11 protein-coding genes are annotated in these 13,571 nt (G+C 72.6%); 7 read left to right on the forward strand and 4 right to left on the reverse strand.

Going from position 1 to position 13,571, the window contains the following annotated elements; genetic code table 11:
* Positions 1–78: 78 nt before the first annotated feature.
* The 4 genes from ACF1AG_RS25280 (at position 79) to ACF1AG_RS25295 (ending at position 5,674) form a co-directional block, all read left to right on the forward strand.
* Positions 79–3,048 carry a BTAD domain-containing putative transcriptional regulator gene (locus tag ACF1AG_RS25280; protein WP_391810448.1) on the forward strand — a complete coding sequence of 990 codons (2,970 nt, stop codon included), beginning with the start codon at positions 79–81 and terminating at the stop codon, positions 3,046–3,048.
* A gap of 13 nt (positions 3,049–3,061) precedes the next feature.
* Positions 3,062–3,799 carry an A24 family peptidase gene (locus ACF1AG_RS25285; RefSeq protein WP_359599236.1) on the forward strand — a complete coding sequence of 246 codons (738 nt, stop codon included), beginning with the start codon at positions 3,062–3,064 and terminating at the stop codon, positions 3,797–3,799.
* Between the two features lie 68 nt (positions 3,800–3,867).
* Positions 3,868–5,067, forward strand: coding sequence for a cyclic dehypoxanthinyl futalosine synthase (gene mqnC / locus ACF1AG_RS25290; RefSeq protein ID WP_359599234.1), 1,200 nt, complete (start codon positions 3,868–3,870; stop codon positions 5,065–5,067).
* A gap of 7 nt (positions 5,068–5,074) precedes the next feature.
* The gene (locus ACF1AG_RS25295) at positions 5,075–5,674 is read left to right on the forward strand and encodes a hypothetical protein (RefSeq protein ID WP_359599233.1); all 600 of its coding nucleotides are present in this window, start codon (positions 5,075–5,077) and stop codon (positions 5,672–5,674) included.
* Positions 5,675–5,689: 15 nt separating this feature from the next.
* Here the strand turns inward: ACF1AG_RS25295 and ACF1AG_RS25300 are convergent, their stop codons facing one another.
* Positions 5,690–6,679, reverse strand: a complete 990-nt coding sequence (locus tag ACF1AG_RS25300) for a chitinase (protein ID WP_391810449.1) — start codon at positions 6,677–6,679, stop codon at positions 5,690–5,692.
* A gap of 234 nt (positions 6,680–6,913) precedes the next feature.
* On the opposite strand from ACF1AG_RS25300, the gene ACF1AG_RS25305 reads away from it, so the two are divergent.
* Positions 6,914–7,609: a demethylmenaquinone methyltransferase gene (locus ACF1AG_RS25305; RefSeq protein ID WP_359599230.1), complete on the forward strand. Its 696-nt coding sequence runs from the start codon at positions 6,914–6,916 to the stop codon at positions 7,607–7,609.
* Positions 7,610–7,655: 46 nt separating this feature from the next.
* On the opposite strand, the gene ACF1AG_RS25310 is transcribed toward ACF1AG_RS25305, so the two are convergent.
* Together ACF1AG_RS25310 and ACF1AG_RS25315 are read right to left on the reverse strand one after the other, a co-directional pair.
* Positions 7,656–8,009: a PASTA domain-containing protein gene (locus ACF1AG_RS25310; RefSeq protein WP_391810450.1), complete on the reverse strand. Its 354-nt coding sequence runs from the start codon at positions 8,007–8,009 to the stop codon at positions 7,656–7,658.
* Positions 8,010–8,121: 112 nt separating this feature from the next.
* On the reverse strand, positions 8,122–8,628 hold the full coding sequence (locus ACF1AG_RS25315) for a GNAT family N-acetyltransferase (RefSeq protein ID WP_359744329.1): 507 nt from the start codon (positions 8,626–8,628) through the stop codon (positions 8,122–8,124).
* A gap of 98 nt (positions 8,629–8,726) precedes the next feature.
* On the opposite strand from ACF1AG_RS25315, the gene ACF1AG_RS25320 reads away from it, so the two are divergent.
* Together ACF1AG_RS25320 and ACF1AG_RS25325 are read left to right on the forward strand one after the other, a co-directional pair.
* Positions 8,727–10,010, forward strand: coding sequence for a geranylgeranyl reductase family protein (locus tag ACF1AG_RS25320; protein WP_359599226.1), 1,284 nt, complete (start codon positions 8,727–8,729; stop codon positions 10,008–10,010).
* A 166-nt stretch (positions 10,011–10,176) separates the two neighbouring features.
* A complete protein-coding gene (locus ACF1AG_RS25325) occupies positions 10,177–11,862 on the forward strand; it encodes a hypothetical protein (RefSeq protein ID WP_391810451.1) in 1,686 nt (561 codons plus the stop codon).
* Between the two features lie 260 nt (positions 11,863–12,122).
* Here the strand turns inward: ACF1AG_RS25325 and ACF1AG_RS25330 are convergent, their stop codons facing one another.
* Positions 12,123–12,953 carry a C40 family peptidase gene (locus ACF1AG_RS25330; RefSeq protein ID WP_359599223.1) on the reverse strand — a complete coding sequence of 277 codons (831 nt, stop codon included), beginning with the start codon at positions 12,951–12,953 and terminating at the stop codon, positions 12,123–12,125.
* Positions 12,954–13,571 lie beyond the last annotated feature (618 nt).

The following is a 13,571-nucleotide window of genomic DNA, read 5'->3' on the forward strand; positions in this document are numbered from 1 at the left end:
CTTCGACTGCGGCCACTCGAGTCAATAGGATCCCCGTAGTCCCGACGACCCCTTCCTCCCACACCCAGGACACCCGCCATGCCGCGACGCCGCAGCCCCAGCCCGTCCAGCTCGACGGCTCCGAGGAACCGCACGCCGCAGCCGGTGCGGGTGCGGCAGCGGACGTTCGGGGACTTCGTGAAGGCGTTCCTCGCTTTCGTGGCGCTGGCCGTGCTGCTCGTCGGGGTGCCGGCGGCGCTGGCGATGACGGCGGGCTGGCCGTTCCCGGAGACGTTCGAGCCGATGGAGTGGCTCAAGCAGGACATCTCCGTCTCGACGTTCCTCTCCATCCTCACGTTCGTCGTCTGGCTCGCCTGGGCGCAGTTCACCGCCTGCGTACTGGTGGAGATGAAGGCAGCGCTGTCGGGTGTCGGCGTGCCGGGGCGGGTGCCCGGCGCCGGGCCCAGCCAGCTGCTCGCCCGGCAGCTCGTCGCCGCGCTGCTGCTCGTCGGCGCGACCGCCGCCAGCTTCACACCGTCGCTCGCACAGCTCGGCCAGACCTTCGACGGCACCCAGCGGCCCACCGTGGCCGCCGCCCAGCAGACGCCGGGGCTCTTCGCCCAGCAGCAGGAGCAGGCGGCCGACACCGCGGCCGCGGTCGCCGACCAGGCCTCGCACACCGAGACGACGCCCGCCGCCGCCAAGAAGCAGGGCGACACGAAGTTCTACCGGATCCAGCCGCCGGAGGGGCGTCACCACGACTCCCTGTGGGAGATCGCCGAGCGCCACCTCGGCGACGGCCGCCGCTACAAGGAGATCTTCGAGCTCAACAAGGACCGTGCGCAGCCGGACGGTTCGCGGCTGTCCGAAGCCAGTCTGATCCGGCCCGGCTGGATCATGGAGATGCCCGGCGACGCGCGTGGCGGGGACCTCGTCGAGATGCCGGACGACGCCCCCGAGGTGTCGCCCGAGGTGAGCCGGCAGGTCAGCGACTACGCGAAGACCGGTGACGGCGGCCAGGACCAAGGCGGCGACCAGGCACAGGGCAGCGGCAGCGAGGGAAGCGGCGGCGGCACCGCCCACGTGGACCTGCCCCAGCAGCGCCCCGCCCCCGACACCGGCCACGCCGACCTCCGGCGCCCCGCTCCGGACCAGGTCGCCACGCCCGCCCAGGACTCGTCGTCCTTCGGGCTGCCGGAGGCCCTGCTGACCGCGCCCCTGCTCGCCGCCGGTCTGCTCGGGGCGCTCGGCCACCGGCGTCGCCAGGCGCTGTGGCAGTCGGCGTTCGCCGGCATCGGCGGCCGGCGCGGCATGGAGCCGCCCACGCCGACCGGCGACGCCCTCGACGTGCAGGACGCGCTGCTGGTCGGCGCCGACCCCGAGGGCGTACGGATGCTGGACCGGTCGCTGCGCGGGCTCGCCGCGTCGCTGGCCGCCGAGTCCCGTCCGCTGCCCACCGTCTACGCGGCCTGGATGAGCAACGGCGACCTGCACCTCCAGCTCGCCCAGCCGTCCGGCAAGCCGCCGTCCCCGTGGCAGCTCGGGCAGGACCAGACGTTCTGGATGCTGGCCCGCGCCGACGCCGACAGGTACGAGGACGTCGACACGGCCGCGCCGTACCCCGGCCTGGTCAGCCTCGGCACCATGGACGACTCCCGGCTGCTGCTCAACCTGGAGTCGGTCCCCGGCATCGTTTCGCTGAGCGGCCGTGAGGAGGACCGCGCGGCGGTGTTCGCGTCCGTCGCCGCCGAACTGGCCACCAACGGCTGGTCGGACCGCATGACGATCACCCTCGTCGGGTTCGGCGACGACCTCACCGCCCTCGCGCCCAGCCGGCTGCGCCACCTCGACGGCATCGAGGCGCTGATCGAGACGATGGAGGCGGAGACCCGGCAGCGGCGCGGCGCGCTGGGCGCCGCAGGGCACGACTCCGTGCTCACCGGCCGCACCGGCCCCGCCCAGCACACCCGCTGGGCCCCGCATCTGGTGCTGCTGGCCGCCGAGCCGTCCCCCGAGGACGCGATGACCCTCGCCGAACTCGCCGCCGACGCGAGCCGCCTCGGCATCGGCTACCTCGTCGGCACCGGCAGCGGTGACCTGCCGGGCGCCGCCTGGGAGATGGAGATCACCGGCGAGGGCAAGCTGCTCGCCCCGCTGCTCGGCCTGGAGCTCGACGCGCAGCTGCTGCCCGCCGCCCAACAGCGCGCGGTGGTCGGGCTGTTCACCGGGGCCGACCCGGAGCACAGCCCCGACGGGCCCGGCACCACCCCGCCGTTCCTCGTCGACATCAGCGAGCAGGGCCGGCCCGCGGTGTACGCGCGGCTGGTCGGGCCGTACGAGATCATCGGCCTGGACACGCCGGACGGCGAGCGGAGCGCGCTGCTGCACGAGGCGCTGGCGCTGCTGCTCCTGCACCGCGAGGGCGTGCACCCGCGGGTGCTGTCCTCCGCGCTGTGGCCGCGCGGCGTCACCGACGACGTGCGCGAGGCGCTCCTGGACCGGCTGCGGGACTGGCTGGGCACCGACCCCGACGGAACCCCGCGGCTGCGCACCGACGACGCCGGCCGGCTCACCCTCGCCAAGTCCGTGGTGTCCGACCTGGACGTGCTGCGCTCGCTGTACCACGAGGCGACGCAGGGCAAGGGCGTCGACAGCCGGGCGGTGCGCGGGCGGCTGCTCACCGACGCCCTGGTGCTGGTGCGCGGTCCGCTGCTGGCCGACCGGCCCGAGGGCCGCTACCGCTGGCTCACCCACGAGATCGTCGACGCGCAGCTCCCGCTGCTCGTCGCGGACACCGGGCTGGCGCTCGCCGAGTTCCACATGGAGAAGAACCGCGCGGAGAAGGCCATCGAGGCGCTGAACGCCGCGCTGCGCACCGCCCCGTCCGACGAGCGGCTGTGGAACGAACTGCTGCGCGCCACCCACGCCCTGGACGACCCGGAGCGGCTCACCGCCCTCGCGTCCGACCTGGTGACCCGCAGCGGGGCGCGCGGGCTGCCGCCGCGCACCGAGGCGCTGCTCGACGAACTGCTGCCGGCGTGGCGCGACGCCGTCGCGGCGGCCGGCTGAGCGGCCGGACGGGATGACCGACGGCCTGGAGTACGCGCTGGTCGCCGTCGCCGCGCTGTGGGGCGCGGCGGCCGGTGCGCTGCTGCCCCGCGCCGCCCACCGGTTCGCCGTCCCGGCCGGGGAGGAGTGGCGCACGGTGTGCCCGCACGGGCACCCGCTCGCCGGCTGGCTCGGCCCGGCCCGCTGCCGGGCGTGCGGGGGGACCCCGTACGGATCGGGCGGCGCTGTTCCGATGACGGTGACCGCGCTGGTGTGCGCGGCCCTCGCCGCCGCGACCGGGACCCGACCCGAGCTGGCGGTGTGGCTGCTGCTGGCGCCCGCCGGCGTGCTGCTCGCGACCGTGGACTTCCGGGTGCAGCGGCTGCCCGACCCGCTCACCCTGCCGTTCGCGGCCACCGCCCTGGCGCTGCTGGGCCTGACCGCGCTGGTGCCCGAGCACGCGGGGGAGTGGACGGGGGCCCTGCTGGGTGCGCTCGCACTCGGCGCCGCCTACTTCGTGCTGTTCCTGATCAACCCCTCCGGCATGGGCTTCGGGGACGTGAAGCTGGCGCTCGGCGCGGGCGCGGTCCTCGGCTGGTACGGCTGGCCCACCGTGCTGCTCGGCACCCTCGCCGGGTTCCTGTGCGGGGCGCTGTACGGCGGTGCGCTCGTGGTCGCCCGCAAGGCTGGCCGCAAGACGTCCATCCCGTTCGGCCCGTTCCTGATCAGCGGGGCCTTCGCCGGGCTGCTGATCGGCGCGTACACGGCCTGACGTCAACGGGCGCAACCGGCTGACGTACGCTGATTCCGTCCGTCCACACCCCTGCGAAAGGGACACCGGTGACCGAGAAGGCCGACCTTCAGCCCGTCCTCGACCGTGCCGCCGCCGGTGGGCGGATCACCCCCGAAGAGGCCCTGGTCCTCTACCGCGACGCCCCGCTGCACGCCCTGGGCGCCGCCGCCGACGCCGTCCGTCGCCGCCGGTACGCGGGCACCGAGCACATCGCCACGTACATCATCGAGCGGAACATCAACTACACGAACGTGTGTGTCACGGCGTGCAGGTTCTGCGCGTTCTACGCGGCCCCCAAGGACACCGCCAAGGGCTGGACCCGCGACCTCGACGACATCCTGCGCCGGTGCGCGGAGACCGTGGAGCTGGGCGGCACGCAGATCATGTTCCAGGGCGGCCACCACCCGGACTACGGCGTCGAGTACTACGAGAAGCACTTCGCGGCCATCAAGAAGGAGTTCCCGCAGCTCGTCATCCACAGCCTGGGGGCTAGCGAGGTCGAGCACATGGCGCGGATCTCGAAGGTGAGCGTCGAGGAGGCGATCACGCGGATCCACGCGGCCGGTCTCGACTCCTTCGCCGGCGCCGGCGCCGAACTGCTCCCGGAGCGTCCGCGCAAGGCGATCGCCCCGCTGAAGGAGTCCGGCGAGCGCTGGCTGGAGATCATGGAGATCGCCCACAACCTGGGTGTGGAGTCCACCTCCACCATGCTGATGGGCACCGGCGAGACCAACGCCGAGCGGATCGAGCACCTGCGGATGATCCGCGACGTGCAGGACCGCACGGGCGGCTTCCGCGCGTTCATCCCGTACACGTACCAGCCGGAGAACAACCACCTGAAGGGCCGCACGCAGGCGACGCTCTTCGAGTACCTGCGGATGATCGCCATCGCGCGGATCTTCCTGGACAACGTGGCGCACATCCAGGGTTCGTGGCTGACCACCGGCAAGGAGGTCGGCCAGCTCTCCCTGCACTACGGCGCGGACGACCTCGGCTCGATCATGCTCGAGGAGAACGTGGTCTCCTCGGCCGGCGCCAAGCACCGCTCCAACCGGCTGGAGATCATCGACCTGATCCGCAAGGCGGGCCGGGTCCCGGCACAGCGCTCCACGACGTACGAGCACCTCGTCGTGCACGACGACCCGGCGAACGACCCGGTCGACGAGCGGGTGGTCTCGCACATCTCCTCCACCGCCATCGAGGGCGGCACGGCCCACCCGGAGCTGAAGCTCCTCCCCGCCAACTGACGCGCCGGTGCTGACCCTTCACGTCGCCGACGCCTCGCCCGGGACGGCCGTCCTGGTCGACGGCACGCTCATCGCGGCCGTCGGCCCGCACGAGGAGCTGGCCGCCGCCCACCCGGACGCCCGGCTGCGGCGGTGGCCCGGCATCATGACGCCCGGCCTGCTCAACCCCTACGGCCCGGAACTGCTGGAGCAGGCCTACCACCCCGACCCGCGCGAGGCCGACCGGCTCGGCACCGAACCGCTGTTCGGGCTGCGGGCGCGCGCCCTCCTCGCCTCCGCGCCCACCGCGCGGGGCGCCAGCGCACGCCGCGGGGTGCAGCGCCTGCTGGCCCACGGGACGGTCGCGGTCGCCGGGGAGATCCGCGGCCGTGAGGCCCTCGACGCGGTGCGCAGGGCGGGGCTCGCCGTCGGGGCCCGCCCGGCCACGCTCCCCGGAACCCCGTCGCTCTCCCCGGTGCCGCTGGTGCTGCTGCCTGCGCTCACCGCCGGGGGGCCTGCCCGGTTCGCGGTGTTCGACGTGGAGGACCGCGACGCGCTGGTCCGGCAGGGCGCGTCCACCTGCGTGGCCACCGTGGTCGGCGGCCGTCTGGTCCACCGGCGCCGCTGACCTCACGACTGGCGGTCACCCCGCCAGCGTGTCCCCGAACTCGCCGGCCTCCTGCTCCACCCCGCTGCAGTCGGTCAGCGGGTCGTCCGCGGTGTCCCCGTCGCAGGGGCGGTCCCGGAACGCCGACCAGCCCGACACCCACGCGACGCCCTGGTCCTCGGCGAAGGCCCGCACCTGTGCCGCGTCCTCGAGCGTGAACGTCTCGTTCTCCACGTCGTTGACGCCGAGCATCGGGGTGAGCGCCATGCCCCGCCAGGCGGCGGCCTCGGACAGCCCGAACACGTCCCGGAGTTGAGCGTGCGCCGACCGGGCGGCGGTGAGCGCGTAGTCGCCCATGTCGCCGTCGTAGGACTCGGCGTAGTTCATCGTCATGAGGTTGACGGTGGCGACCTCGACGCCGTGGTCGTTCGCCGACTCCAGCAGCGCCAGGCTCTCCTCGTCGAGCCCGGACGGCATGACCGGAAGGGTGAACGTCACCTCCAGGCCGTCGCGTTCCTCCTGGAGCAGGGCGATCGCCTCCGCACGCCGGTCCACGGAGACGGGGTCCGTGAGTTCGTCGCCCTCGACGTCGAAGTCGGCGCGGGTCGCGCCGGCCGCGTCCAGAGCCGCGCCGTACGCCTCGGCCAGTTCCTCGGCGGTGTCGCAGACGGCCGCCAGTTCGTCGCCGTGGGCGCCGCCGAAGGAGACCCGCACGTCGGCGCCGCCGCGGGTGAGCGCCTCGATCCGGGACGTCACCTGCGGGTCGTCGACGTCCTGGACGCCGTCCCAGGCCGGGGTGCAGCCGCCGTCCGCGGCGATGACGAACGCCAGGTTGTACGCCGTGGGGGAGCCCGCCTCGTCGGTGCCGGAGGCGGCGGAGGCGTTGACGTAGGGCGCGTACGGGACCGGCGCGGAGGATCCCGGGGGCGCGTCCGCCGCGTCGTCCCGGGCGGAGCAGCCCACGCAGGCCAGGGCCAGGGCGGCGAGGAGGGCGAACCCGGCGGCGGAGGACAGCGGACCGCGCACCGTATTCGTTCCGCTCCCGGGGCGACGTAGGAGGGGGGCGATCATGACAGAGGATTCTGCGTGCTTCACCAGGACCTGCACCCGGATTTCCGGGATCTTCGGCGGACAGCCGGGTTCGTGTGATTCCGGACGGAACTCACAGGGTAGGCAGCACCGGTCGCCGGCCGGAGGGGACCGTACGGCCCGGGACGAGCCGATGCCCCCGCCGGACGGGCGGGCTGCAAGAATGACCCCGTGACCCGCGCATCCCTGGACAAGCAGCCGCACGAAGTCGCCTCGATGTTCGACGACGTCGCGGAACGGTACGACCTGACGAACGATGTGCTGTCCCTCGGACAGGACCGGCGCTGGCGCAAGGAGGTCGCGAAGGCGGTCGACGCCCGTCCCGCGCAGAAGGTCCTGGACCTGGCGGCCGGCACCGGCACCTCCTCCCTGCCCTTCGCCCGCGCCGGCGCCTACGTCGTGCCCTGCGACTTCTCCCAGGGCATGCTCCGGGTCGGCAAGCGGGCCAACGCCTGGCTGCCGTACACGGCGGGGGACGCGACCCGGCTGCCGTTCAAGGACGACGTGTTCGACGCCGTCACCATCTCCTTCGGCCTGCGCAACGTGCAGGACTTCGACGCGGCGCTGCGCGAGATGCACCGGGTGACCCGGCCCGGCGGGCGCATCGTCATCTGCGAGTTCTCGCACCCGACGTGGACGCCGTTCCGCACGGTCTACACCGAGTACCTGATGCGCGCGCTGCCGCCGGCCGCCCGCGCGGTGTCGTCGAACCCGGACGCGTACGTCTACCTCGCCGAGTCCATCCGGGCCTGGCCCGACCAGCCCGCGCTGGCCGAGCGGCTGAAGGGCGCCGGCTGGTCCAAGGTGGCCTGGCGCAACCTCACCGGCGGCGTGGTGGCACTGCACCGGGGCTTCAAGGAGAGCTGAGCGGCGGCACGGCTCACGGGGAACCGGACACTCCGCCACCTGAGCCTCAGGGGGAGCCGAGCACCACCAGCGGCGCCACCGCGTCCGGTTCCTCCAGTTCCCGCCGCAGCCCGCCCGGCGGCGGCAGCGGACCGCGTGGTTCGCGCACCCCTCCGCCGCCCTCGCCCTCGCCGAAGTCCAGCCACACGTGCACGACGGAGTGGTGAGGTACGGGCGTGCCGGGCTGCGGGTACTGGCGGACCACGTAGTCCACGACGGTGTGCGGGAAGTCCGGCCTGCCGGGCGCGTCGACGGCCAGGCCCCGCGCGCGGGCCGACTCACGCGCGTCGACGGCCATCAGCCCGACCAGGCGCGGCACGCGCACGTCGCCGGTCCCGTATCCCTCGGGTGTCATACGCATGGACGTCACCCCCCAGCGGTACCGGAAGGGTAGGCCGGGGGAGTGTGCGGCGGAAGCACTCCGTGATGGTTCGTGACAAAAAGCTACGCAGAGTAGTCGCGGACGGGGTTCGTCAGAGGTCGAGGCGGTAGACGTGGGCCTCGACCTTCGACACAGGCGTCGTGAACGTCTCGGCGAGACGCATGCCCAGTCGCCGGGTCACCGCGATCGAGCGGGCGTTGCGCGCCTTCACCACCGCCACCACGCTCGTCGGGCCCGCCGCACGCACCCGGTCCAGCGTCTCCTGGGCGGCGGCCGTCACATACCCCTTGCCCCAGTGCTCGCGGGCGAGCCGCCAGCCGATCTCGATCTCGCCCGTGGGACCCCACTCGCGCTCCCAGGGCTGGGCGCCGGTGAAGCCGACGACCTGCCGGTTCTCGTCGAGGATGCTCCACAGACAGAAGCCCAGCTCGGCGTCGTGCCGCCGCTGGCGGGCGGTGAGTTCCTCGTAGACCGACAGCTCCGCCGGCCGGCCGCCGTGGAACTCCATGACGTCGGGGTGGGCGAAGACGCGGTGCCAGGTGACGGCGTCCTCGTCGGTGGGGACCCGCAGCCGTACGGCGGGGAGTGCTCGGTTCACGGGGCAGCCCTTCAGCCGGGTGATCACGTCCGCTGAATAGACTGCCTGTGTCCAGTGCCGGTCGGCACGAAGATTTCGAACTCTGGGGAGATCCCGCCGTGACCGAGCCCCTCTCCGACAACACCGCAGATGTGATCGTCGTGGGCGCGGGGCCAGCCGGCTCCACCACCGCCTACCACCTGGCCCGGTCCGGCCTCGACGTCCTCCTGCTGGAGAAGACCGAGTTCCCGCGCGAGAAGGTGTGCGGCGACGGCCTGACCCCGCGCGCCACCAAACAGCTCGTGGCGATGGGCATCGACATCTCCGAGGAAGCCGGCTGGCTGCGCAACAAGGGTCTGCGCATCATCGGCGGCGGCGTCCGCCTCCAGCTCGACTGGCCGGATCTCGCCTCCTTCCCCGACTACGGGCTCGTGCGCAAGCGCGACGACTTCGACGAGCAGCTCGCCCGGCAGGCGCAGAAGGCGGGCGCCCGGCTGTACGAGCGGTGCAACGTGGGGGCGCCGATCGTCGACGACCGCACCGGCCGCATCACGGGCGTGAAGGCCAAGCTCGGCGAGGACAAGAGGGAGGTCACCTTCCACGCACCGCTGGTGGTGGCCGCCGACGGCAACTCCACCCGGCTGTCCCTGGCGATGGGCCTGCACCGGCGCGAGGACCGCCCGATGGGCGTCGCCGTGCGCACGTACTTCACCTCGCCCCGCCACGACGACGACTACCTGGAGTCCTGGCTGGAGCTCTGGGACCGGCGCGGCCCGCAGGACCGGCTGCTGCCCGGCTACGGCTGGATCTTCGGCATGGGCGACGGCACCTCCAACGTCGGCCTCGGTGTGCTCAACACCTCCGACTCCTTCAAGGAACTGGACTGGCGCGAGGTGCTCAAGGCCTGGTGCGCGTCCATGCCGGAGGAGTGGGGCTACACCCCGGAGAACATGACCGGCCCGATCCGCGGCGCCGCGCTCCCCATGGCCTTCAACCGCCAGCCGCACTACACGCGGGGCCTGCTGCTCGTCGGCGACGCGGGCGGCCTGGTGAACCCGTTCAACGGCGAGGGCATCGCCTACGCGATGGAGTCCGGGCAGATCGCCGCCGAGGTCATCGTGCAGGCGCACGCGCGGTCCACCCCGGCCCAGCGGGAGATCGCCCTCCAGCGCTACCCGCGCGTCCTGAAGGACACCTACGGCGGCTACTACACGCTCGGCCGCGCCTTCGTGAAGCTCATCGGCAACCCGAAGATCATGCAGATCGCCGCCCAGCGCGGCCTGACGCACCCGATGCTGATGAAGTTCACGCTGAAGCTGCTCGCCAACCTGACCGACCCCACGGGCGGCGACGCGATGGACCGCATCATCAACGGCCTGAGCAAGGTGGCCCCGAAGGCGTGAACCACCGGCGCGCGACCGGAGCCGGCGGGCATGTCCGGCATCTCCGGACGCGGTGCCGGATCGTGATCGTCGCGTGACGCCTCCGTGAACAACTGATCGACTCCGGGCGGTGTCGAACGGGACGTGACCCAGCCGGGCACGTCCCGTTCGACGAAAGAGCCTTTTCATGACACAGCAGGCGAGACGGCTGCGCGCGCGGCTCGCGGCGCTGGGGGCGGTGGGCGCCACGGCGCTGGCCGCGGCCGGGGTGCAGGGCGCGGCCCACGCGGCCGAGGCACCCCTCCCGGTGGTGATCACGGGTGAGGACCGGGTGGACCTGTCCCTCCACTCGGACAACGGCGACCCCACGGAGCCGCAGGTCGACCTGCGGATCGACGTCCCGGGCGAGGAGTTCGAGGGCGACGGCGAGGTCCCGTCGGTGCACCGCGGGGAGTACACGATCCGCATCGACGCCCGCGGGCTGAAGGGCGTCGCGAAGGCGGACCTGCCCTGTGAGGCCGACGGCCTGGTCGCGGTGTGCACCGGCTACGACCTGTACGCGGGCACGACCTTCAACCGCGTCGGCGGCATCCGGCTGGACCTCTCCGACGACAGCGAGGCCGGCGACACCGGGAAGATCGTGGTCACCGGCGAGGGCGAGGGCCTGGACTTCACGCCGCTCACCGTCGACGTGCGCGTAGGCGGACCGGAACTGCTGAACCGCGAACTCTCCGCCCCCGACGGCCTGAAGGCCGGCGACGACTTCGAGCTGCCGCTGGGCGTGATGAACGTCGGCGGGCTGCCGGCCGAGGGCACGGTCCTGCGGCTGCTCGGCTCGCGCGGGCTGTCCTTCCCCGACGCCTACGGCAACTGCTCGTCGTCCGAGATCAACACCGGCGACCTGCTGCGGCAGCGCACCGAGGTGCTCTGCACCTTCCCCGACACCCTCGACGCGGGAGCGGCGTACACGCTGTCCCGGCAGGTGCGGGTGCAGACCGCGGACTTCGCGCTGAACGACATCTTCTCGTACTCGTTCCTGCCCCTGGCGGCGGGCGAGGAGAAGACGCTGCACCGGGGCGGGGGCCGCCGGCAGGGCAGCGGCCCCGACCTGACCCTTGAGCGCGTGGCGGACGCCGACCCCGCGCAGTACACCAGGTACGCCGAGCTGGACCTGCCGAGGACCAACACCTACGACCTGGAGCTGACCGGCGCCTCCGCGTCCGGAGCGGCCGGGGCGAAGGTCGAGGTGGAGATCGGCTTCCGGAACAACGGGCCGGCCTGGATCGGCGGCCTGCGGTCCGGCGGGGAACCGTTCACCTTCACGGTGGCCCCGCCCGCGGGGGCGACGTTCACCAGGACGCCGGAGCGGTGCACGCCCGCCGGCGTCAACGGGAGCGACCCCGGCTACCTCTGCTTCGCCCCCACCCCGATGCTCGAGGACGCCCGTCTCACCTTCCCGTTCGAGCTGCGCGTCGACCGGGTCGTGGAGGGCGCCAAGGGCCGGGTCGCCCTGCCCGACTGGGACAACCCCTTCGACTCCGACCCGTCGAACGACGTCGCGTGGATCGTGCTGAACGCCCCCGGAGAGCAGGGCGACGACGGCACGGGCGGCTCCGACGGCGGCCCCTCGGACGACCCGTCGGCCCCCGGCACCGGTGACGGCGACGGATCCGGCGGCGACGCGGACGACGAGAGCACCGGCTCCGCGTCCGGCGGCGGTCCGGGCGACGACGCCGACGGTGGCTTGGCGCTCACCGGCACCCAGGGCGTGGGTCTGCTCGGCGGCGCAGCGGTGCTCGCACTGGGGCTCGGCGCGGTCGTCGTGGCGTACCAGCGCCGTCGTGCCGGCCGTGACGGAGAGGCAGCCGTCTGACGCGCGCGTCGCTGTGACGCCCCTGTGGGGGCCGGAGTCCGCCTCGGCGGACCTCCGGCCCCCTTCGTGGTTCCGGGGCCCCGTGAGGGCCTGCCACGGGGCGCGGCGGACGGCGCGACAGCTCCGGGCACGCCGCCAACGCACGGACTCGGGGGTGCAATTCGGGCAATACGGTGATCTTGCCTCGTCGGGTGGGCCGAGGAGCACGGAGGGCCGCCGCCTCGGTGAGGCAGCGGCCCTTCGGTCCGTGAAGGCGTGGATCAGAGCACGCGGACGGCGCCCGATGCCGGGTAGCCGGAGAGGTCCTGGATGACGACGCCCTTCGAGGGGTTGGCGGCGTCCAGGTACTGGCCGTTCCCGATGTAGACGCCCACGTGGTACGCGGAGCCCTTGCCACCCCAGTACAGGATGTCGCCGGCCTGGATCTGCGACAGCGGGATGTCGGTGCCCACCATCGACTGGTCCTGGGAGACGCGCGGCAGGTCCACACCGACCTGCTTGAACGCGGCCTGCACCAGGCTGGAGCAGTCCCAGGCGTTGGGGCCGGTGGCGCCCATGACGTAGGCGTCGCCCACCTGCGCCTGGAGGAAGGCGAGCACGGTCGCGACGCTGCCGCTGGACGGCGCGGAGACGCTCGCGGTCGCGGTCGTGGTGAGCGAGGGGCGTTCGGCGTCACGCGCCGCGCGCTCGGCCGCCGCCTGGCGGGCCTCCTCGGCCGCCTTCTTCCTCGCCTCGGCCTTCTTCTTGGCCTCCGCCAGGTCCGCCTTGGCCTGCTTCGCGGCCTCGGCGGCCGCCGCGTCACGCTCGGCCCGCAGCTGGTAGTTCGCGGCCGCCTGCTGGGTGGCGTCCGCGGACTGGGCGACCTGGGCGGCCAGGTCGGCCGTCAGGGTGGGCAGTTCGAGGGTCTGCGTCACCGGCTCGGCCGCGTTGGCCGCGCTGGACGCCCCGGCCACTGCCAGGGTGCTGAGGACGCCACCGGCAACTCCGGCCCGCACGGCGATCGTCGAGGTCGCGGTGCGGCGGGGCTTCCGGTGGCTGCGTATGTGAGCGGTGTGGGACATGGGAACAACCGGTACCAGGGGCTGCTTCATATCTTCAAGAAACGTGTGCTGCGCCACAGTTGTTCAATCGGGGCCCCAAATTCCCCGCACGACCCCCTCCATTGACGCCACAACGGACATTGCGGGCGGCCGTAACCGGGCCGTGATCACGCGCTTTCATCGTTACGCCCGAATTGCTCCCCGCTTACCACCGGTTGAGGTGGTTGGCCAAGCCCCGTTCCTGAGGGGTCCTCAGAAGTGTGACGGACGTCACGGAACGACCGGGGCCTCCAGGGCGTCCGTCGGTCACCTCGGACTTCGTGAACGCGTGCACACGTCCACATCGCGCCTCGGGGCCCCTCTGACGTGTGAACGCAGCCTCTATCAAGACAACCTGCCCAACGCCAATTTGCATGCAGAGGAATCGTCTTGATATGGAGACGTCCTCTCCGGGACCCCTCTGAGCTGCAACAACCGGTCAGGATGTCACCTTTGGTGATCACGTGGATGCTTGGCGTGTGAAGATCACCGCTCATCCGACTTCATGATCGTTCGTCAGGTGGTGGAGATCACAAAGCTTGTGCAATACCCCGTGTCGCAGATCACAGACCCACAGGCATAAGATGCGGAGCGGTTGGGCTTGTGACCTGCTTCACATGTTCTCGATCT

This window comes from Streptomyces sp. NPDC014764 (genome assembly GCF_043082785.1).
Taxonomy (GTDB): Bacteria; Actinomycetota; Actinomycetes; order Streptomycetales; family Streptomycetaceae; genus Streptomyces; species Streptomyces althioticus.